This is a genomic window from Kitasatospora sp. NPDC040550 (assembly GCF_055594965.1).
On the sequence record NZ_JBVIWC010000038.1, the window covers coordinates 21,852 to 42,545 of the forward strand.

Here is a 20,694-nt window from a genome sequence, read left to right on the forward strand (position 1 = left end):
CAGGATGTCCTCGGCGGTCCCCGCGAGCGTCACCCGGGCGCAACTGACCATCATGGAGCCGCCGGCCACCGTCGGCGCCCAGCCCGGCGGTGCGATCGCGCGGCTCCCGCTCCAGTTCAACCCGGCGACCCTGGTGCTGCGCAAGTCCACCGAGTGGCGGCGCACGCCGTCCCGGATGGCGGGTCAGTCGGCGCTGCCGGAGTTCGTCGGCAGCGGCCCGCGCTCGCTCTCCCTGGACGTGTTCCTGGACTCGACCGCGACCCACGACAACTCGGTGGAGCGGGCGGTGGAGCAGCTGATGACGGCCTGTGTACCGACCCCGACGAGCCTGGCGCGCAAGACCCCGGCCAGCCCGTGGATCCGGCTGGACTGGGGCACCTTGAAGACGACCTCGTTCAACGGGGTGCTGACCGGACTGTCCGTCACCTACACGCTCTTCGACGTGGACGGCAACCCGCTGCGCGCGGTCTGCTCGCTTTCCATCGACGAGGCGAGCGTCGACCCGGCCGGGCAGAACCCGACCTCCGGCTCCCCGGAGGCCCGCAGTACCCACCGGGTGATCGCGGGCGACAGCCTGCCGCTGCTGGCCTGGCGGGCGTACGGGGACGCGACGGCCTGGCGGACCATCGCGGAGGCGAACGGCATCGACGACCCGCTGGTGCTGGTCCCGGGCGCGGAGCTGATCGTGCCCGGCATCGACGAGCTGACCCGGGGCGGTGCGGCATGACCACGCCGGAGGCCCGGGGCGGCCGGCCATTCGCCGCGGATCCCGTCGTCGAGGCGCCGGGGCCGCTGCCGCCGGTGTGGGCGGCGCAGCTGGTGTCCTGCGACATCGAGGAGAGCGTGGGCCTGCCGGACACGGCGGTGCTGAGCTTCCGGGACGCCGACCACACCTTCCTCGCCGCGACCGGGATCACCATCGGCACCGAGCTGCGGGTCTCCGTGGTGACGGTGCAGGGCAACACCCGGGTGCGGCTGTTCACCGGAGAGGTCACGGCGCTGGAGCTGGAGGTGGACACCACGGGCTCGTACACGGTGGTGCGGGCGGCGGCGGTGACCCACCGGCTGATGCGCGGGCGCCGGGTGAAGGCCTTCCGGAACATGACCACCGCCGACATCGTGCGCGAGGTCGCCACGGGGGCCGGCCTGGCCTGCGGGCGGGTCGACTCCTTCCCGGTGGTGCACCAGCAGCTGTCCCAGGCGAACGTGCCGGACTGGGAGTTCCTGCAGTTCCTGGCGCAGGAGAGCGGCGCGCAGGTGCGGGTCGACGACGACGGCAAGCTGGAGTTCGTCAAGCCGCAGCCCGCCTCCTCGGCGCCGGCGCCGAGCACGCCCGCGCCGCAGAACCCGCTGGTGCTGGAGTACGGGCGCAACCTACTGGAGCTGCGCGGGGTGCTGACCGGCGCGGCCGGGGCGGACACCGTCGAGGCGCGCGGCTGGAACGTCACCACCAAGAGCGCCCTGGTCGCCACCGAGCCGTCGGTGGCCTCGACCACCGTGCTGCCAGGGCTGAGCCCCTCGGTGGTGGCCTCGGCCTTCCCCGGCAAGGCCCGGCTGACCGTCGCCGACACCCCGTACCGCACCCAGGCGGAAACCGCCGCCGTGGCCCGCTCGCTGGCCGCCTCGGTGGCCGGGGGCTTCGGCGAGCTGGAGGTGGTGGCCGAGGGCAATCCGCGGCTGCGGGCCGGCACCGCCGTGGCGCTGGGCAACGTCGGCGCGGCCTTCTCCGGCCGCTACACCGCCACCGGGGTGCGGCACCTGCTGGAGCCGTTCCGCGGCTACCGCACCACGGTGGTGGTCAGCGCCTCGCCGGACCGCTCGCTGGCCGGGCTGACCACCGGCGGCAACGCGCCGCCGCGCGGGCCGCGGATGCCGGGCCTGGCCGTCGCCGTGGTCACCGACGTCCGGGAGCCGGGCGCCGGGCAGCGCGGCTGGGTCCGGTTGAAGTTCCCCTGGCTGGACGACAGTTACGTCTCCGACTGGGTGCGCACCGTGCAGTGGGGCGGTCACGGGGGCGGCGGCGTGGTCAGCCCGGAGGTCAACGACGAGGTGCTGGTGGGCTTCGAGCAGGGGGACCTGGACAGCCCGTACGTGCTGGGCGGGCTCTACAACGGCGTGGACCGGCCCTCGCCGCACGACGTGCCGCTGGTCGACGCGACCGCCGGCAAGGTCAACCGCCGTTCCGTGGTGTCCCGTTCGGGTCACCGGCTGGAACTGCTGGACGTGCCGGGCGGCAGCTCCGGGGTCCGGCTGGCCAGCGGCGACGGGAAGCTGGAGGTCCGGCTGGACCAGCAGCGCGGGGAGATCCTGCTGACCGTGCACGGCGGGGTCGGCGGGGCGGGCAGCACGGTGCGCCTGACCTCCTCCGGCATCACCCTGGACGCGGGCACCGGCGAGGTGAACATCCGCGGCGGTTCGGTGACCGTGCGCGGCACGACCGCGGTCACCGTGGACGGCGGTGCCGAAGCCGTCCTCAAGGGGGCTTTCGTGCACATCAATTGACGAATCATCAGGAACCGCAGCAGGATCGTGCCCGGCAGGGCGCCATCGGAAATGGAGACCGCACATGCCCCCCGCAGCCCGGACCGGCGACCCGACCGACCACGGCGGCGTCCTCACCACCCCGCCGCCGGGTGCCCTCAAGGTCGCGACGGTGCTGATCGGCGGCCGCCCCGCCGCGGTGGCCGGCAGCGTGCACGCCTGCGTCCCGCACGTGGAGCTGGGCCCCGCCAACCTGGTCGAGCCCCAACTCGGCGGGCTGACCGGGGGAGTGGTGCTGATCGGCGGCCTGCCCGCGGCCCGGATGGGCGACAAGACCACCTGCGGCGCCACCATCATCGCCGGGGCCTTCAACGTGCTGATCGGCGGCGCACTGTGAGCGAGCGGAGCGAGCGAATCATCAAGAGGTGCGAGCGGGCGAACGCCCCTGCCGAGCGCGGCGAGGCGGGCGCATGAGCAAGGACTTCATCGGCCGCGGCTGGGCCTTCCCGCTGCGGGTGAACGCCACCGGCGGCATCGGCATGGTGGAGCGGGACCGGGAGCTCGCCGAGGCGATCCGGCTGATCCTCGGCACCGCCCCCGGCGAGCGGCCGATGCGCCCCGAGTTCGGCTGCGGCATCCACGAGTACGTCTTCGCCCCGGGCGACAGCACCACCGCCGGGCGGATCGCCCGCGAGGTGCGGATCGCGCTGGAGCGCTGGGAGCCGCGGATCATCGTCGACGACGTGGTGATCGCCTTCGACCGGGTCGACGAGGGCACGCTCTACATCGACGTCCACTACACCGTCCGCGCCACCAACGACCGCCGCAACCTGGTCTTCCCCTTCTACACGATCCCGGAGTCCCCGGGGGCGGAAGCCCTGGACCTGGAACCGGCCGCCGCGGACGGAGGTGCCCGCTGATGGCCCTGCCCTCCCCGAACCTGGACGACCGCCGGTTCCAGCAACTCGTCGACGAGGCCAAGCGGTACGTGCAGCAGCGCGCGCCGGAGTGGACCGACCACAACGTCTCCGACCCGGGCGTCACCCTGATCGAGACCTTCGCCTACCTGGTCGACCAACTGCTCTACCGGCTGAACCGGGTGCCCGAGAAGAACTACACCGCCTTCCTGGACCTGCTGGGCATCCGGCTCTTCCCGCCCGCCGCGGCCCGCGCCGAGGTCGACTTCTGGCTCTCCGCCCCGCAGCCCGAGACGGTCCTGCTGCGCGCCGGCACCGAGGTGTCCACGCTGCGCACCGAGACCGACGAGGCGGTCGTCTTCGCCACCGCCGAGGACCTCCCGGTCGTCCCCAGCGCGCTGGAGCGGCTGGTCACCGTCTCCGCCGCCGGCGAGCAGGCCGACGTCACCGGCCGGCTGGCGGACGGCGTGGACGTGCGGTGCTTCCAGGCCCGCCCGGCGGCCGGGGACGCCATGCTGTTCGCCCTGCCCGCCGTGGTGCCGCGCTGCATCCTGGCCGTCCGGCTGGACAGCCGGGTGGAGGGCGTCGGCGTCGACCCGCGCCAGCCCCCGCTGGTCTGGGAGGTGTGGGACGGCGCCCGCTGGATCGCCTGCGAGACCGGCAGCGACACCACCGGCGGCCTCAACCGGCCCGGCGAGGTGGTGGTGTTCGTGCCCGCCGGGCACACCGCCTCGGTGGTGGCCGGGCGACGGGCCGGCTGGCTGCGCTGCCGGGTGACCGAGCCCAGGCCCGGCCAGCCGTTCTACTCCGAGTCCCCGACGGTGCGCCGGGCCGAGGTGTTCACCGTCGGCGGCACCGCCACCGCCGTGCACGCCCGGACCGTCACCGACGCGCCGCTGGGCACCTCGGAGGGCGTCGCGGGCCAGCGCTTCCGGCTCGCCCGCCCGCCGGTGCTGCTGGACGGCGGGGCGCCGGTGGTCGAGGTCTCGGCCGGCGAAGGCTGGCAGCGCTGGACCGTCGTCGAGCACTTCGGCGACTCAGCGCCGACCGACCGGCACGTGGTGCTGGACGCCACCAACGGCGAGTTCCTGTTCCCGCCCGCCGTCCGGGAGCCCGACGGCAGCCTGCGCGCCTTCGGTGCGGTGCCGCCCAAGGGCGCCCGGCTGCGCGTCCCGCACTACCGCACCGGCGGCGGGATCGCGGGCAACGTCGCCCGCAACACTGTCACGGTGCTGCGCAGCTCCGTCCCGTACGTCGCCCGGGTGGACAACCGGGAGGCGGCCCGGGGCGGGGTCGACGGCGAGACGGTGGAGAACGCCAAGGCGCGCGCCCCGCACCAGCTGCGGCTGCAGGAACGCGCCGTCACCGCCGGGGACTTCGAGCTGATCGCCCGGCAGGCCGCGCCCTCCGCCGCCCGGGTCAGCTGCGTGCCCGCCACCGGCGGGGAGGCCGGGGCGGTCCGGGTGCTGGTGGTGCCGGACGCCGTCGCCGACGAGGGCGAGCGGCTGCGGTTCGAGCAGCTCATCCCGGACGAGCAGGTGCTGGCCGAGGTGGCGGCCGCGCTGGACGAACGGCGGCTGATCGGCACCCGGGTCCTCGTCCAGCCGCCCGCCTACCAGGGCGTCACCGTGGTCGCCCGGCTCACCACCCGCGCCCCCGACCCCGACCGGGTCCGCGAGGCGGTGCTGGACGCGCTCTACCGCCACCTCAACCCGCTGCGCGGCGGCGCCGCCGGCACCGGCTGGCCGTTCGGCCGGGCGGTGCAGTACGGGGAGGTGTTCGCCGTGCTCCAGCGGGTGGCCGCCGTCGCGGGCGTCGAGGAGCTGCGGCTCTTCCCGGCCGACCCGATCACCGGCCGCCGGGGCGCGCCCGCCGAGCGGGTCGACGTCCCGCCGGACGCCCTGGTGTTCTCGCACCAGCACCAGGTCGTGGTCACCGCGGCCGCCGAGGACGGCACGTCATGACCAGAGCCGCCGTCCCCGGGCTGCCCAGCCCGCACCCGATCGGCGAACTGCTGCCCGCGCTCTTCGCCGACGACGACTTCGCCCAGCGCTTCACGGCCGGCCTGGACACCGTCCTCGCCCCGGTCTTCGCCACCCTGGACAACCTGCCCGCCTACTTCCGGCCCGAACTCGCGCCCGCCGACTTCCTCGACTGGCTGGCCTCCTGGGTCGCGGTCGAGGTCGACCCGGCCTGGCCGGAGGAGGTGCGCCGGGCGGTGGTCGGGCGCGCCGTGGAACTGCACCGCTGGCGGGGCACCCGGCGCGGACTCACCGAGCGGCTGCGGCTGGTGCTGGGCGCCGGGGCCGAGATCACGGACGGCGGCGGCGCCGCCTGGTCCACCGACCCCGACGGCGCCCTGCCGCCCGCACCGGGCGGTGGCGGGGTGCTGGTCCGGGTCTGGCCGCTGGGCGGCGCGGGGCTGGACGAGGACCAGGTGCTGGCCGTCGTCCGGGCCGGCTGCCCGGTCCACCTGACCTGCCGGGTCGAGATCCTGCCCGGTCCACCCGGGCGAGCGGAGGGCTGACGGATGCCGGTGTGTCCCGAATGCGGCACGGCCAACGCGGAGGGCGACGACTTCTGCGGCAACTGCGGCGCCTACCTGGGGTGGTCGCGCCGCGCGCCCGCCGCGGGGGCCGGGCCCGCTCCGGTGGCGGGGCCTGCGCCCACGCCGGCCCCGGCGGAGTCCGAACCCGCTGCGCCGGCGCCTGCCGCGCCCGCGCCCGCGCCCAGTTCCGAGCCCGAGCCTGCCGCGCCCGAGCCGGCCGGCCCCGACACCTCGCGCACCTGGCGGAACGTCTCCCGGCGGGTCACCAGCCGAAGCCGGCGCACCCAACCGCCCGCCGCCCCGGAGCCCGCCGCCCCGACACCGGCCCCGCCGGTCGAGGGACCGCGAGCCGAGGAGCCGCGAGCCGAGGAGCCGCGAGCCGAGGAGCCGCCGTCCCCGCCGACGGTCGAGACCTCGCGCTCGACCTCCACCCGGGTGCGGCCCGTACCGGCTCCCGCGGCGGAGCCGAGGTCCGCGCCTGTTCCGGAACCCGCGCTGGAACCCGCCCCGGCACCCGAGCGGGGGCCGGTCCCGGCCCCGGACCCGAAGCCGCAACCACCCGCCGCGCCGCAGGCCGACCCGGTCGCCGTGCAGCCCGCCAAGCCCGTCGCGCCGCGCCCCGTCGTCTGGGCCTCCGCCGTCGAGGAGGCCCAGGACGGCCCGCCCTGCCCCCGCTGTGGCACCCCCAACCTGCCCGAGCGCCGGTTCTGCCGCCGCTGCGCGGCCCCGCTGACCGCCACCGCGGCCGCCCCGCAACTGCCCTGGTGGCGCACCCGGTGGCCGTTCCGGCGCCGGGTGCGGATCGGCGGCTCGGGCAACGCGCTGCGCCGCACCATCGCGCTGATCGTGCTGCTCGCGCTGGTGGTGGCGGGGATCCTGCTCTACCCGCTCGGGAAGAACGCCTACCAGGACGTGCTGGACAAGCTGGGCAGCACCGCGCCGGTCGCGCCCTCGCTGACCACGGCGTCGGGCGCGGTCGAGGGGCACCCCGCGAGCGCGGCCGACGACGGCCTCTCCAACACCTACTGGGGCGCGCCTGCGATCGGTGACTCCGTCGACTTCACCTTCCGCACCCCGTTCCGGCTGGTGGACCTGATCGTCCACACCGGCGCCTCCGCGGACCCGGAGCAGTTCCGGCAGCAGGCCCGCCCGCTGGTGCTCGCCCTGGAGGTGACCGCCTCGGACGGCGAGGTGCACCGCAAGCAGGTCACGCTCAACGACCAGCCGGGCCCGCAGACCGTGGCGACCGGCATCAGCGACGTCGTCCAGGTGAGGCTGACCGTCCGCGAGGCGGCGGGCACCGGCCCGGGCCGCACCGTGGCGCTGGCCGAGGTGGAGTTCTTCAAGCGGACGTGAAGGGGTGCCCGCCGCCGCGGTGGTGTCAGAGGAGGTCGACGCGGTTCAGCGAGACCTCCTCGGCGGGGCCGGAGTGCAGCGGGGTCCCGGCAAGGGTGACCGGGCCCCGCTGCCCGTCGACCACGGTCTGCCCGAGCCGACCTCGCCCGAGCCGACCTCGCACGAGCCGACCTCGCACGAGCCGACCTCGCACGAGCCGACCTCGCACGAGCCGACCTCGTGCGAGAGCCCGTGCGCGATGGCCGGGTTGACGATCATGCCGTAGCGCTCGATGTGGAAGGCGTGGACGGTCCGGCCGTCCAGCTCCCGCAGGGTGTCCTCGACCGCCGGGGATCAGACGGCGGGCTGGTCGTGGGTCGAGCAGTGGATGCCGCCGCCGCCGGAGGCGATGGTGTCGATCTGCACGGGGACGATCTCGCGGTCCGGGAACTGGTCCTTGAAGACCTCCCGGGCGTGCCCGTCGGCCTTGGCGTCGCCGAACAGCGGCAGGTAGACGCCCTTGTTGCCGATGTAGAAGTTCATGTACGAGGACACGAAGGCGTCGCCCCGACCGGTGATCCGGTCCGGGTCGGGCTGGCTGATCTCGATCACCTTGAGCTTCCTGCCGGTGGCGTCGGTGGCGTCCGCGAGTACGGCCCGGGCCTGGTCGGCGGAGCGGGACCAGACGTCCGCGGGCATGCCGGGGAAGGCTCGGTCCAGGAAGACCACGCCGGGGGCGGCGAACCGGGCCAGGCAGTCGACGTGGGCGTCGGTGATGTCCTTGCCCTTCACGCCGGCCAGCCAGATCACCTTGGTGATGCCGAGGGCCTGCTTGAGCTCGGCCTCGATCTGGTCGCGGTCGCGGCCCGGGTTGCGGTTGGCGTTGACGATCGAGCTCTCGGTGACCATCAGGGTGCCCTGGCCGTCGGTCTCGAAGGAGCCGCCCTCGGCGACCAGTTGGGTCGCGACCCGCTCGATCCCGTAGGTGTCCAGGACGGCGCGGGCGATCCGGGCGTCGTTGTCGTGCTGCTGCTTTCCGCCCCAGCCGCTGAAGTTGAAGTCGACGCCCTTGGCCTTTCCGCGCTCCTCGACGAACACCGGCACGGTGTCGCGGGCCCACAGGTCGTCCACCGGGACGGACAGCAGCTCGACGTCCTTGCCGCAGGCGTTGCGGGCGGAGTCCTCCTGGCCGGGGCGCACCAGCAGGACCACCGGTTCGCGGCTGCCGATGGCGCGGGCCACCGAGGCGATGTCCTTGCGGACGGCGCCGAGCTGCTCGCCCCAGACGTTCTCGGAGGCGGGCCAGGCCATGAAGGTCCGCTCGTGCTTCTCCCACTCGCCGCCGAGGCGGCGTCCGCCGGCGGGGGCGGGGGCCGCCGACGCGGTCGGTGCGGCGGTGGCGCTCGCGGACGGTTGCCCGGCGGGGGCGGAGGACGACGGGGCCGCCGGCTCCGCGGCGTCGTCGCCGCCGGACGCGCAGGCGGTCGCGCCGGCCGCGATCAGGCCGGCGCCGGCGAGGGAACGCAGCACCGTGCGGCGCGCGAGGGAGGACTGGGACACGGTGGACTCCGGTGGGCCGAGGGTGGATCCGAACTGCACTCTCGCATTGACTGAAAAATCAGTCAAGCTCTACGGTGAAAGCACCCAAACCACCCCGAGACGACCCGGGTCGCCGCACGCGGCTCCGGTCCCGATGACGAAAGGCCGGGTGAGGCGACGATGCTGCGCAATGGACTGGAGCCCTGGCACCTGCTGGTGGTGCTGGCGGTCGTGGTGCTGCTCTTCGGATCCAAGAAGCTGCCCGAGATGGCGCGCGGACTGGGGAAGTCGATGCGCATCCTCAAGGCGGAGACGGCGGCCATGCGGGAGGAGGACCAGCCCGCCGCCCCTGCGACCCCCGCGCCCGCGACCGCCGCGCCCGTGGCGTCCGAGCCGGCCCGGCGCCCGGTCTGACCCCGGGCCGCCGATCGGCGCCGAGAGCCCGTCGCTCCCACCCCTGCCGTGGGCGGCGACGGGCTCTCGGCCGTTCCCGGGGGCGTCAGCCGTTGCGGTGGTAGTGGTCCAGCGAGACCTTGACCGCCCCGTCCGCGCCCGCCGTCGACAGCACCCGGACGACGGCCAGCTCCTTGCCGTCCGCCGACCGGACGCAGAAGGCGCCGCGCGACCCTACGGCGCTGAACGGCACCCGGGCGGTCGGACGGCTGCCGAGCCCCTGGAGGCACTCGGCCAGGCCGAGGCCGGAGTCCCGGCCGATGTAGGAGTCGGCGGTCTCCGGGATCAGGAACTCGCGGTCGGTGCGCCCCACGTACCAGTTCACGGTCTCGACCGGCACCACCGTGCCCGAGGCCAGGTCGAACTCGTCGTTCGGATCCGCCGAGGTGAGCTCCACCGCCCGGTAGTCGGCGGTGAAGTCGGTGGCGGGCGCGGACGGCGCCGCGCGGCTCGGCCGGGGGCTCGCGGACGGCGAGCCGGCGGGGCCCGACGGGCCGGTGGGCGCCGCCGACACGCCGGGCACGGGGGAGTCGGCCACCGGGGCCTCGGCCGTCGCCGCCTCCACCGGGTCCGAGTCGTCGAGTACGAACACCGTCGCTGCGACGCCGACGGCCAGGGCGACCACGGCGACCAGCGCGGTGCGCCCGCGCAGCCGCTTCGGCCGCGCGGGCGACCTCGGCTCGGTGGACGCGACCGGTGCGGCGGACGTGACCGACGCGGCGGACGCGGCGGATCCAGCGGTCGCGGCAGGGCCGCCCGGCGCCGCCGGTGCGGTGGCGAGCACCGTCGGCGTCGGCGTCGCCGCGGGCGCGAGCATCGTCGGGGCCGAGTTCAGGCCCGGCCCGGCTGCCTCGGCTGGCGTCTGCGGCAGCTCGGCGTGCCGGGTGATCTGGCTGGTCAGCGGTTGCGGCAGCCAGTCCTCGCCGAACCGCAGCTGCCCGCCGACCGCGGGGTGGCCGGCCGCGGCGGCGATCACCTCGGCGGTGGTCGGCCGGTCCTCGGGGCGCTTGGCCAGGCAGCGCCGGAGCAGGTCGCGCAGGCCCTCCGGCACCCGGTCGAGGTCGGGTTCCTCGTGGACGGTGCGGTAGAGCGTCGCCGGGTGCGGGCCGTCGCCGAACGGCGGGGCGCCGGCCGCGACGTGCACCGCCAGGGTGCCGAGCGCCCAGACGTCGGTGGCCGCGGTCACGGACTGCCCCAGGGCCTGCTCGGGGGCCATGTAGGCGGGGGAGCCGATCTGCAGCCCGGTGCCGGTCAGGGCGACGGCGTCGGCCGCCCGGGCGATGCCGAAGTCGATCACCCGGGGGCCGTCGGCGGCGATCAACACGTTGGCCGGCTTGAGGTCGCGGTGGACCACCCCGCTGGCGTGGATGGCCTGGAGCGCCTCGGCGATCCCGGCCATCAGCAGCAGGACGGTGCGCTCGGGCAGCGGGCCGAACCGCTGCACCACCTGCTGGAGCGAGGGGCCGGGTACATAGGTGGTGGCCAGCCACGGGGTGGCGGCGTCCGGCCCGGCGTCGACCAGCTGGGCGGTGAACAGTCCGTGGATGAGCCGGGCGCTGGCCACCTCCTGGGCGAACCGGGCCCGGAAGTCCGGGTCCCCGGCCAGCTCGGGGCGCACCACCTTGAGCGCCACCGGGCGGCCGCCCGGGGTGTACGCGAGGTAGACCCGGCCCATGCCGCCGGCGCCGAGCCGCGCGTACAGCCGGTGGCCGCCGACCTCGCGCGGGTCGGCCGCGGTCAGCGGCTGGAAGACCGGCTGGAGGGCGAAGGGGGATCGGTCAGCGGACATGGGGCGGCCTCTCTCGGCGGACAAGGAGGGGTGTGGCAGCCGGCACGGCGTCCACGGCCATCCGTGGCGCGGTGCGGCGCGGACGGCATCGCGAAGTTTAGAGGTTCCGTCAGGGGGTGCCGCGCCGGGCCCGGTGTCGAGCCGGTGCCGGGCCCTTGCCGAGGCGGTGAAGGCCTGGTGGGGGCCGTGTTCAGAGTTTTGGGGCGCGGGTGCGGACGGGGCGGTCCGGAGCGATTCAGGCATTTGACTGAATTTTCAGTTCGATGGAGGATGCGGGGCAACCCAGCGGAAAGCCCCGGACGAAACACCGGCGCGCGGCCGCCCGGACGGCAGTGATCCTGCCCCGCCTCGGACGCGCGCCCCAGGAAGGACCCCCGTGCAGGCCACCACCGACGAGACCGGCGCGCCCCCCGCCGCGCCGCCCCGAGCCCCCCGCCGCAGCCGGCGCTTCGCCGTCCTCCTGGCGATGGTCGTCGCCCTCTGCGGCAGCGGCATCGGCCTCTACCTGAACGAACGCAACACCCGCGAGCAGACCCGTGAGCTGGCCGTCCCCTCGGCCGCCGACTGGATCGAACTCGACGTCACCGCACAGGACGTGGACCCGACGGCCCAGCAGCTGACGCTCTACGTCACGCCCGTCCCGCACGGCCGCTTCGCCGCCGGCCCGGGCTCGCAGGCCTTCGCCCGCCCGGTCGAGATCAGCGTCACCGGCACCCCCAAGGTGACCGTCAAGGCCGCCGAGGGGGAGGCCGCGCCCTCCCAGCTCGTCCAGGTGGGGATCTACGACGGCACCAAGACCGACTACCCCTTCGACCGCTACCGGATGGAGGTGGGCTTCGCCGCCGGCAGTGCGGGCGCGACCGTGCCGGTCGGCGTGGTCCTCACCGACACCGACCCGTTCTTCGTCCTGCGCCCCCAGGCCACCACCGCGAGCAACGGCGCGGTGGCCCTGGACACCAGGATCACCCGCTCCCGCAGCACCTTCATCCTCTCCTGGTTCATGATCGCGGCGATGTGGGCCATCGCCCTGGCCGTCCTCGGCGCCGCCGAGGTGCTCTACCGCAAGCGCGAGGGCCTGGTCTGGCCCTCCCTGGGCTGGATGGCGGCCAGCCTGTTCGCCCTGATCGGCATGCGCAACGCCGCCCCCGGCGCGCCGCCGATCGGATCGCTGATGGACTACGTGGCGTTCTTCTGGGCGGAGGGGATCATCGCCGCGAGCCTGGCCTGCACGGCCTGGTGCGGCATCCGCACCGAGCACCGGCTGCGGCGGGAGAAGGAGGCCGAGGCCGAAGCCGCCTGACCGTACCCGCCGGGCCCGGCTCCCACGGGCCCGGGCCGGTCAGCCGGTCATCGGTCACCCGCCCGCGGACAGCGCGGCCATCAGCGTCCGCAGCACCCGCCCGGCGTCCACCGTTCCGTCCAGCGAGCCGATCGCGGCCAGCCCGTCCACGGCGGCGGCGAAGGCCTCGCCGGGCGGGCGGGGGTCGGAGCCGTCGCCGCGCTCGTCCGCCAGCGTCCGGAACAGGCGCACGAAGCAGGACCGCCAGCGCGCGTACTCCGCCTCCAGACTGGCCCGGACCCGCTCGTCGTTGAGCGCCAGCCAGTGCAGCGCCGCGTGCAGCCGGGCCAGGTCGGGGCTCTCCGGCCGGGTGAGCAGGGTGAGTACCCGCTCCGCCCGCTCGGCGAAGCCGCCCGGGCCGTCCACCGCCTCCTCCAGCGGGGTGATCCACTCGGGCCGGATGTCGGCGACCACCGCGACGATCAGTTCGGTGCGGTCGGCGAAGTGGTAGTGGCACATCCCGTGCGAAACCCCGGACAGCGCGGCCACGTTGCGGGTGGTGAACCGCCCGGCGTCACCGCCCGCGAGCAGTGTCCGGGCCGCCGCGATCAGCCTGGCCCGGGTCTGCTCGCCCTTGACGGAGGCCCGCGCCCGGCCGGTGCCGCCCGTCGGCGCGGAGGACGCCTCCCGCGCTGTTCCTGTCGCCCGTGTCGCCATGGCCGCCACTGTAACGAGCGGGGCGGTCCCGGGAGGGGCGGGCCGCGAATCGGTCCCGCCGGATCCCCGCCGGATCCCCGCCGGATCCCCGCCGGATCCCCGCCGATCGCCGCCGCTCCCCATGGATCCGCACGGATCTGCGCGGATCCGTGCGCGGGATATTGACCGAGCGCTTGGCCAGTTCTACCTTCTGGGCAACTCCACGGCCGTCGGCCGGAATTGACACGGAGGTAGAAGTGGACGATCGCGATCACCACAGACCCGACCCGGCGCTCCTCGGGCGCCTCGGCCGGCGCGGCTTCCTGACAGCCGCCGGACTGACCGCCGCCGGCGCCGCGCTGACCGGGCTGAACGCACCGCAGGCCGCCGCCCGCGGCACGGCGCCCGGCCGCCCGGCACCCGGCGGTACGTCACCCGGCGGTACGGCATCCGGCGGCAGGGCGCCCGCCACCACCGGCTACACCGTCCCGGTCGACAGCGTCCCGCACACCCGGACCTGGATGGCCTGGCCGGACAGCACCGGCATCTGGCGCAACAAGCTCAGCGGCGTGCAGGCGAACATCGCCCTGATCGCCAAAACCATCGCCAGGTACGAGCCGGTCACCGTGTGCGCCAACCCCGCCAGCGTCTCCAAGGCGCAGTCGATGTGCGGCTCGCGGGTCACCGTCATCGGCTCCATCCCCGTCGACGACTGCTGGATGCGCGACACCGGCCCGGTCTTCCGCACCGACGGCGCGGGCGGCCTGGACACCGTAGGCCTCAACTTCAACGGCTGGGGAAACAAGCAGACGCACGCCAACGACGCCCTGGTGGCCCAGCGCGTCGCCGCCTACCTCGGCATCCCGTTCACCGCCGCCGGGCTCGTCGCCGAGGGCGGCGCCGTCGAGACCGACGGCGCCGGCACCCTGATGGCGACCAGCAGCAGCATCGTCAACCCCAACCGCAACCCCGGCCTGTCCCAGGCCCGGATCGAGTCCGCGCTGTACGCGGCCTTCGGTGCCTCGAAGGTGGTCTGGTTCCCCGGCATCCAGGGCCAGGACATCACCGACGACCACGTCGACGCGAGCTCGCGGTTCCTCGCCGCCGGTTCGGCCGTCGTCCAGATGCCGCTGTCCGGGGACACCGACATCTGGTCCAACGACGAGCGCCAGCAGTACCAGATCCTCTCGGGCGCGACGAGCGCGCAGGGCGCGCGGATCGCGGTCGGCCGGATCCAGGGCCCCGACTACAACCTGATCCGCTCGACCGACCCCAACTTCGTCGGCTCCTACGCCAACTACTACCTCTGCAACAACGCGGTGATCTCCGCCCAGTTCGGCGACACCTCGGCCGACGCCGCCGCCAAGGCCGCGCTCGCGCGGCTCTTCCCCGGCCGGACCGTCGAGCAGCTCAACATCGACTACCTCGGCGCGGGCGGCGGCGGCATCCACTGCGTCACCCAGCAGCAGCCCGCCGTCTGAGTCCGCCACCCCGGGCTGAACCCACCACCCCGGTAGGGCCGTCGAGACCCCGGTCCGCCACCCCGGCCGGGACAGCGGCCGACGGGACGGCGAAGTGCCCCCGCCCGGGTCGGGCGGGGGCACCGCACCGTCCGGCGGCAGCGAAACGGCCCCGGGCCTCACCGTCCCGGGCGGGCCGCGGTGGTGAGGGCGAGGGTCAGCAGCAGCCCGCCGCCCGGGTTGGCCCCGGCGGACAGGGCGCCGCTGCCAGCTGCTCTCAACCGTGCGGCGGCGCAGGCCAGTTCGACCGTCGTACGGTGGGTGCCGGCGGCCCCCGAGGGTACGGCGGGCAGCCGGTGCCGCGCCTCGCCGACCAGGTCCGGCCCGCGGTCGGCCACCTGGACCCGGATCCGGTCGGGCGTCCCGGGCCGGCCGGCAGTCAGCTCGGTGCGCACCAGCACCCGCGCCCCGGGCGGGCTGCGCCGCAGCGCGGACTCCACCATCGCGACCAGCACGGCGTCCAGTTGCTCCTGCACGGCGGGCACGGCGGGCAGCCGCTGCGCCGACCGCACGGTCAGCGCCTGTGGCGGTACGCCGGCCACGGCCCGGGCCACGGCGGTGGTCACCGTCGCCCAGCCGTACGGGAGTTCACCGGCCGCCTCGCCCTCGTCCGCCCCGCCCGCCACTGGCCGGGCCGACCGGCCGCGCAGGCCGGCCGTGAGCCGGGCGAGCCGGCCGCCCCGCGCGCCGGGTGCGCCGCCGCGCGCCGGCCCGTACCCGGTCAGCCGACGGCCGGGACGTCGTGGGTGGCGCAGTGGATGCCGCCGCCGCCGGACGCGATCGCGTCGATCTTCACGGGGACGATCTCCCGGCCCGGGAAGTACTGCTTGAGGACCTGCTGGGCGCGCTCGTCGGCCCGGGTGTCGCCGAACCTGGGCAGGTAGACGCCCTTGGAGCCGACGTAGAAGTTCATGTACGAGGAGACGAAGGCGTCCCCGCGCCCGGTGATCCTGTCCGGGTCCGGCTGCTGGAGCTCGATCACCTGGAGCTTCCTGCCGGTCGCGTCGGTGGCGTTCCTGAGCACCCCGCGGGCCTGCTCGGCCGCGCGGGACCAGACGTCCGCCGGGCCGCCGGGGAAGGACTGGTCGAGCAGGACGACGCCCGGGGCGACGAAGCGGGCCAGGCAGTCGACGTGGGCGTCGGTGATGTCCTTGCCCTTGACGCCGGCCAGCCAGATCACCGTGGTCACGCCGAGCGCCTTCTTGAGCTCGGCCTCGACCTGGTCCCGGCTCATCCCCGGGTTGCGGTTGGCGTTGACGACGGAGCTCTCGGTGACCATCAGGGTGCCCTGGCCGTCGGTCTCGAAGGAGCCGCCCTCGGCGACCAGCGGGGTCTCGACGCGCTCGACGCCGAACCTGGCCAGCACCGTCCGGGCGATCTTGGAGTCGTTGGCGTGCTGCTGCTTGTTGCCCCAGCCGTTGAAGTTGAAGTCGACGCCCTTGACCTTGCCGCCCTCCTCGACGAACACCGGCAGGGTGTCGCGGGCCCACAGGTCGTCGACGGCCACCGGCACCACCTCGACGGCGGAGCCGCAGGCCTTCCGGGCGGCCTCCTGCTGCTCCGGGCGGGCCATCATGACGACGGGTTCGCGGGCGGCGATGGCCTGGGCGAGGCCGGCGATGTCCTTGCGGACCTCCGGGACCTGCTCGCCCCAGACGCTCTCGGAGGCGGGCCAGGACATCACGGTGCGCTGGTGCTTCTCCCACTCGGCGCCGAAGCGCCGGGCGCCGGGGGCGCCGGGGGTGCCGGGCTGCTGGGAGGGCGGCACGGCGCCGTCGGGGTCGCCGAGGTCGTTGGGGTCGCAGGCGGTCAGGCCGAGGGTGAGGACGCCGACTCCGGCGCCGACACCGGCGATGGAGCGGATCATGCTGCGGCGGGACAGGGCGTTGGTCATACGGGCTCTCCGGGCAGGGTTCGAGGGTGGTCCGGGAAGGAGAACTTGGTGCGGCTCGGGTTCGGGTTCGGGCTCCGGCTACGGCAGCGGCTCGTGCATGGTCGAGCAGTGGATGCCGCCGCCCCCGGCCATCAGCCGGTCGACGTCGAGCTGGACGACGTGGCGGCCGGGGAAGGCCGCGGCGAGCGCGTCCCGGGCGGCGGCGTCCTTGTAGGCGTCGCCGAACTGGGCGGTGATGACCCCGCCGTTGACGAGGACGAAGTTGAGGTAGGAGTCGACGAACGTGGAGCTGCGGGAGCGGACGGTGTCCGGGCCGTGCACCGGGACGACCTGGAGCCGGCGGCCGCGGGCGTCGGTGGCGGCGGAGAGGACGGCGAACTGCTCGCGGGCGTCGCGCGCCCAGGAGTCGTTGCGGTCGGCCGGCGGCAGCTGGACCATCACCACGCCGGGGCGGACGAACCGCGAGGTGACGTCGACGTGGTCGTCGGTGATGTCCTCGCCCTTGATGCCGGGCAGCCAGATCATCCTGTCCGCGCCGTAGGCCTCCAGGACGGCGTCCTCGATCTCGTCCCGGCTCATGCCGCGGTTGCGGTTCTTGTTGACCAGGCTGCTCTCGGTGGCCATCACGGTGCCGTCGCCGTCGGTCTCGACCGCCCCGCCCTCGCCGACGAAGTCCGCGTAGGAGTGGCGCAGGCCGCGGTGGGCGGCGATCCGCTCGGCGGCCCGGGCGTCGTCGTAGTGGACCTGCTTGTTGCCCCAGCCGTTGAAGTTGAGGACCACGGCCTCCAGGCCGCCGTGGCCGTCCCGGCGGAACACCGGGGCGATGTCGCGCATCCACAGGTCGTCGGTGGGGATCGCGGTGATCACCTCGACGGACGGGCCGCACCGCGAGCGGGCCTTGTCCGCGGTGTAGTCGTCCGGGGCGCACATCACCACCGGCTCGAACTGGGCGACGGTGCGGGCGATCAGGGCGATGTCCTCCTGGACGCCGCCCAGGCGCAGCCCCCACACGCCCCGGCGGGAGGGCCAGGACATCCAGGTCCGCGCGTGCGGGACGTCGTCGGCGGGCACCCAGGGGCCCGACTCGCCGGAGTGGTCGTCGTGGTAGTGGCTCACGGTGGTCTCCTGATCGTGCGGAGGTGCGCAGGTGCCGTTCGCGCCGCGGCCCGGGGCCGGTCCGTGGTCGGGGGAGGGCCGCAGCCGGGGGAGGGGCCGCAGCCGTCTCCACTCTCCGGGTCACGGCGCGCGGGCGCAGAGCGGGACGGACGGAGTCGACGGACGGGGCGGGCAGCGCCTGCTGTCCCCTGCAGCGTCGCACTGACTAAAAAGTCAGTCAAGTTCAGGCGCATGCCGTGACTCTCACCGCAGGGACCGTCACGCAGCGCGCCGTCCGGGCCTGCCTGCCGCACGGTTCAGGCGTCGAGCCGGGTGATCTCGGTGTCGATCGCCTCGGTCATCAGGGCGCGGGCGTGGGCGACCGGCAGGCTGCCGCTGAGCCAGCGGGTGCTGAGGCCCTCCAGCAGGGCGGTGAGCCGCTCGGCGGCGCCGGCCAGGGCCGGCGCGGAGGCCGTCGGCCGGATCACACCGAGCAGCCCGGCGGTCTCCTGGACCCAGAGCCGGGTGGCGCGGGCGAGGTCCTCGCGCAGGGTCTCGTCGAAGACGGCGCTGGCGCGCAGTTCGCCCCAGGCGGTGCTGTTCTCCCGGACCTCGACGGTGTCCTGGAGTTCGAGCAGCAGGGTCTGCTCCAGCTCCTCGCGCGCCGTCGGGGGCGGGGCGTCCGCGGGTCGGTCGGTGGTGTAGCCCTCGGCCCGGTCGCTGATGAACTCCAGGGTGCTCCGCAGGATCCCGGTGCGGTCCTTGAAGTGGTAGTAGATCAGCGCGGTGGACACGCCCGCCTCGGCGGCGAGCTCCTCCACCCGCAGCCCGCGCACCCCGCGCCGGGCGATGACACGGGCGGCTGCTTGCAGGATCGACGTTCTACGACTGGCCATGGGTCGCCACCCTACCCGGGCGCGGGGCCGCGCGACGGCCCCGGCTGACCGATCGGTCAGCCGATCGGCCGATCGCCCCGACGACGAGGCCCGGCCGGGCCCGGACGGGCGGCGGTTGCGGCGCGGGACGGCCTTCGGCCGCCGCCCGCGCGGGTTCAGTGCCGCGCCAGCTCGGTGTCGACGGCGCCGCGGAGCAGGCGGCGGGCGTGGTCGAGGCTCAGCGAGCCGCTGAGCCAGCGCACGCTGAGGCCCTCGATCAGGGCGGTGAGCCGTTCGGCGGCGGCCGCGTGGGCGGGGGCGGTGCCGGTGGGGTCGGCGCGGGCGAGCAGTTCGGCCACGTCGTGCACCCAGGTGTGGGTGGAACGGGCGAGTTCCTCGCGCAGGTCGGGCTCGAAGACGGCGGTGGCCCGCAGTTCGCCCCAGGCGGTGCTGTTCTCGCGGACCTCGGCGGTGTCCTGGAGTTCGCGCAGCAGGACCCGCTCCAGGTCGGTGCGCGGGTCCCCGGCCCGGGCGGCGGGTTCCTCGCCGGCGGTGTAGTGGTCGGCGCGGTCGCTGATGAACTCCAGCGTCCGGCGCAGGGTGCCGGCCCGGTCGGTGAAGTGGTAGTAGATCAGCGCGGTGGACACCCCGGCCTCGGCCGCGAGCTCGCCCATGCGCAGTCCGCGGATGCCGCGTCGGGCGATGACGCGGGTGGCGGCTTCGAGTATCCCTGTCCGACGGTCCGACATGAGCGGTCACTCTACCGGTCCTCGGGCCGGCTCGTTACACAATCCTGACAAGAATTTCAGGACTTCCCTCCGAGTGCTCCCCGAGGTCGCCTCCCTGGTCGATGCGCCACGCTGTCCTGGTGCTGGGCGGTGGGTCGGGGGTGTCCGGGGCGTTCCGGAGCTGACCGAAAGGTCACTGCCACCCAGGGGCTTGACTGAATTTTCAGTGCGGTGAAGGATGCGGGGCAACCCCCACACCTCCCACCTCATACAGGGAGCGTTTCTTGAACACCCCCACCCCCTCACGAAGAAGCCTGCTCCGCTTCGGCGCGGCCGCGGTGCCGCTGGCCGTCCTCACCACGGCCCTCCCGGCCGTCGCCCGGGCCGACGAAGCCCAGGCGGCCACGGCCGCAGACACCGCCACGGCCGCAGACACCGCCTCGGCCACCGCCCCGCCGCGGCTGCGGATGCCGGCCGAGAGCGACCGGCACGACCGCACCTTCATGGCCTGGCCGGCCCTCTCCTCGATCTGGGGCAACTCGCTCTCCGCGGTCCGCGACGACATCGCCCGGGTCGCCCACGAGATCTCCCGCTACGAGCCGGTGGTCCTGGTCGCCCGCCCCGCCCAGGCCGCGAGCGCCCGGTACTGGTGCGGCCCCGGCAGCACCTACGGCATCACCGTCATCGAGATCCCCAACGACGACCTGTGGATCCGCGACTTCGGCCCGACCTTCACGGTCGCGCCCGGGGCCGTCGCCGGGGTCGACACCCACTTCAACGGCTGGGGCAAGACCGGCACCCCCTACTACCAGCCCTTCGCCGAGGACGCCGCGGTCGCGGCGAGCCTGCTCGCCGAGTACGGCGTCAGCCGCGTCAGTGCCTCCTTCACCGGTGAGGGCGGCGCCCTGGAGACGGACGGCCAGGGCACCCTGCTGGCCACCGTCAGCTCGCTGGTCAACCCGAACCGCAACCCGGGCATGACCCAGGACCAGGTCGAACAGGCCTTGAAGGCCGGCCTCGGCATGGACAAGGTGATCTGGCTGGCCGGGCTGGCCGGCCAGGACATCACCGACGACCACATCGACTGCCTGGCCCGCTTCACCTCCGCGGGCCGGGTAGTCCTCGACAAGCCCGGCCCGGGCACCGACCAGGTCTGGATCGACGTCCACCAGCAGGCCGCGCAGGTCCTGCAGAGCGCGACCGACGCCCAGGGCCGCGCCCTGACCGTGGTGGAGCTGCCCGGCCCGGACCGCAGCCTGATCCGCGGCCGCGGCAAGGACTTCCTGTCCAGCTACACCAACTTCTACGTCGCCAACGGCGCCGTCTTCGTGCCCCAGTTCGGCGACGGCTACGCCGACGGCCTGGCCCACACCCTCCTCCAGGCCGAGTTCCCCGGCCGCGACGTGGTCCAGATCAACATCGACAACATCGCCTCCGGTGGTGGCGGCATCCACTGCGCCACCCAGTCCCAGCCCGCCGTACCGGCGGCCCTCTGACCCCTCGGCGGCCCGCCCGGTACCCCACGGCGGCGGGCCGCCGAGGCCT

Annotated in this window: 19 protein-coding genes and 1 pseudogene; 12 read left to right on the forward strand and 8 right to left on the reverse strand. The window is 74.8% G+C overall.

Annotated features, from left to right (window positions below; all coding sequences use genetic code 11):
• The first annotated feature begins 4 nt into the window (after nt 1–4).
• The 8 genes and pseudogenes from ACZ58X_RS36450 to ACZ58X_RS36485 all read left to right on the forward strand — a co-directional run bounded on the left by ACZ58X_RS36450 (nt 5) and on the right by ACZ58X_RS36485 (nt 7,302).
• Nucleotides 5–727, forward strand: a complete 723-nt coding sequence (locus ACZ58X_RS36450; protein WP_360244219.1) for a CIS tube protein — start codon at nt 5–7, stop codon at nt 725–727.
• Nucleotides 724–2,502 (forward strand): VgrG-related protein, encoded by a 1,779-nt coding sequence (locus ACZ58X_RS36455; RefSeq protein ID WP_470337860.1) that lies wholly within the window; start codon nt 724–726, stop codon nt 2,500–2,502. The genes ACZ58X_RS36450 and ACZ58X_RS36455 overlap by 4 nt, the downstream gene beginning before the upstream one ends.
• Nucleotides 2,503–2,566: 64 nt before the next feature.
• A complete protein-coding gene (locus ACZ58X_RS36460) occupies nt 2,567–2,878 on the forward strand; it encodes a PAAR domain-containing protein (RefSeq protein WP_470337861.1) in 312 nt (103 codons plus the stop codon).
• 73 nt (nt 2,879–2,951) lie between these two features.
• A complete protein-coding gene (locus ACZ58X_RS36465; protein WP_470337862.1) occupies nt 2,952–3,401 on the forward strand; it encodes a GPW/gp25 family protein in 450 nt (149 codons plus the stop codon).
• Nucleotides 3,401–5,362, forward strand: a complete 1,962-nt coding sequence (locus ACZ58X_RS36470) for a putative baseplate assembly protein (RefSeq protein WP_470337863.1) — start codon at nt 3,401–3,403, stop codon at nt 5,360–5,362. The genes ACZ58X_RS36465 and ACZ58X_RS36470 overlap by 1 nt, the downstream gene beginning before the upstream one ends.
• The gene (locus ACZ58X_RS36475) at nt 5,359–5,925 is read left to right on the forward strand and encodes a phage tail protein I (RefSeq protein ID WP_470337864.1); all 567 of its coding nucleotides are present in this window, start codon (nt 5,359–5,361) and stop codon (nt 5,923–5,925) included. Before ACZ58X_RS36470 ends, ACZ58X_RS36475 begins: the two co-directional genes overlap by 4 nt.
• A 3-nt stretch (nt 5,926–5,928) precedes the next feature.
• A pseudogene (locus tag ACZ58X_RS36480) lies at nt 5,929–5,997 on the forward strand (zinc-ribbon domain-containing protein); the annotation flags it as partial.
• A 537-nt stretch (nt 5,998–6,534) separates the two neighbouring features.
• The gene (locus ACZ58X_RS36485; protein ID WP_470337898.1) at nt 6,535–7,302 is read left to right on the forward strand and encodes a zinc ribbon domain-containing protein; all 768 of its coding nucleotides are present in this window, start codon (nt 6,535–6,537) and stop codon (nt 7,300–7,302) included.
• Nucleotides 7,303–7,635: 333 nt separating this feature from the next.
• Here the strand turns inward: ACZ58X_RS36485 and ACZ58X_RS36490 are convergent, their stop codons facing one another.
• Nucleotides 7,636–8,841: an agmatine deiminase family protein gene (locus ACZ58X_RS36490; protein WP_470337865.1), complete on the reverse strand. Its 1,206-nt coding sequence runs from the start codon at nt 8,839–8,841 to the stop codon at nt 7,636–7,638.
• Between the two features lie 159 nt (nt 8,842–9,000).
• Between ACZ58X_RS36490 and tatA the strand changes: the two genes are divergently transcribed.
• Nucleotides 9,001–9,234 (forward strand): Sec-independent protein translocase subunit TatA, encoded by a 234-nt coding sequence (gene tatA / locus ACZ58X_RS36495; protein WP_470337866.1) that lies wholly within the window; start codon nt 9,001–9,003, stop codon nt 9,232–9,234.
• Between the two features lie 85 nt (nt 9,235–9,319).
• Here tatA and ACZ58X_RS36500 read toward each other — a convergent pair whose 3' ends face one another.
• Nucleotides 9,320–11,062, reverse strand: coding sequence for a serine/threonine-protein kinase (locus ACZ58X_RS36500; protein ID WP_470337867.1), 1,743 nt, complete (start codon nt 11,060–11,062; stop codon nt 9,320–9,322).
• A gap of 376 nt (nt 11,063–11,438) precedes the next feature.
• On the opposite strand from ACZ58X_RS36500, the gene ACZ58X_RS36505 reads away from it, so the two are divergent.
• Nucleotides 11,439–12,362, forward strand: a complete 924-nt coding sequence (locus ACZ58X_RS36505) for a DUF4436 family protein (RefSeq protein ID WP_470337868.1) — start codon at nt 11,439–11,441, stop codon at nt 12,360–12,362.
• A gap of 54 nt (nt 12,363–12,416) precedes the next feature.
• On the opposite strand, the gene ACZ58X_RS36510 is transcribed toward ACZ58X_RS36505, so the two are convergent.
• A complete protein-coding gene (locus tag ACZ58X_RS36510; protein WP_470337869.1) occupies nt 12,417–13,058 on the reverse strand; it encodes a TetR/AcrR family transcriptional regulator in 642 nt (213 codons plus the stop codon).
• Between the two features lie 236 nt (nt 13,059–13,294).
• Here ACZ58X_RS36510 and ACZ58X_RS36515 point away from each other — a divergent pair, with 236 nt between their 5' ends.
• Nucleotides 13,295–14,518 (forward strand): agmatine deiminase family protein, encoded by a 1,224-nt coding sequence (locus tag ACZ58X_RS36515; protein WP_470337870.1) that lies wholly within the window; start codon nt 13,295–13,297, stop codon nt 14,516–14,518.
• Nucleotides 14,519–14,676: 158 nt separating this feature from the next.
• Here the strand turns inward: ACZ58X_RS36515 and ACZ58X_RS36520 are convergent, their stop codons facing one another.
• From ACZ58X_RS36520 to ACZ58X_RS36540, 5 genes are all read right to left on the reverse strand, one after another.
• Nucleotides 14,677–15,183, reverse strand: coding sequence for a hypothetical protein (locus ACZ58X_RS36520; RefSeq protein WP_470337871.1), 507 nt, complete (start codon nt 15,181–15,183; stop codon nt 14,677–14,679).
• Nucleotides 15,184–15,278: 95 nt separating this feature from the next.
• Nucleotides 15,279–16,451: an agmatine deiminase family protein gene (locus ACZ58X_RS36525; protein ID WP_470337872.1), complete on the reverse strand. Its 1,173-nt coding sequence runs from the start codon at nt 16,449–16,451 to the stop codon at nt 15,279–15,281.
• Nucleotides 16,452–16,529: 78 nt separating this feature from the next.
• Entirely contained in the window at nt 16,530–17,567 is a 1,038-nt protein-coding gene (locus tag ACZ58X_RS36530; RefSeq protein ID WP_470337873.1) for an agmatine deiminase family protein, read from the reverse strand.
• Between the two features lie 296 nt (nt 17,568–17,863).
• Complete coding sequence (locus tag ACZ58X_RS36535; RefSeq protein WP_470337874.1) at nt 17,864–18,442, reverse strand: TetR/AcrR family transcriptional regulator; 579 nt, start codon at nt 18,440–18,442, stop codon at nt 17,864–17,866.
• Nucleotides 18,443–18,597: 155 nt separating this feature from the next.
• Nucleotides 18,598–19,170 (reverse strand): TetR/AcrR family transcriptional regulator, encoded by a 573-nt coding sequence (locus ACZ58X_RS36540; protein ID WP_470337875.1) that lies wholly within the window; start codon nt 19,168–19,170, stop codon nt 18,598–18,600.
• A gap of 263 nt (nt 19,171–19,433) precedes the next feature.
• On the opposite strand from ACZ58X_RS36540, the gene ACZ58X_RS36545 reads away from it, so the two are divergent.
• Nucleotides 19,434–20,645, forward strand: coding sequence for an agmatine deiminase family protein (locus tag ACZ58X_RS36545; RefSeq protein ID WP_470337876.1), 1,212 nt, complete (start codon nt 19,434–19,436; stop codon nt 20,643–20,645).
• Nucleotides 20,646–20,694 lie beyond the last annotated feature (49 nt).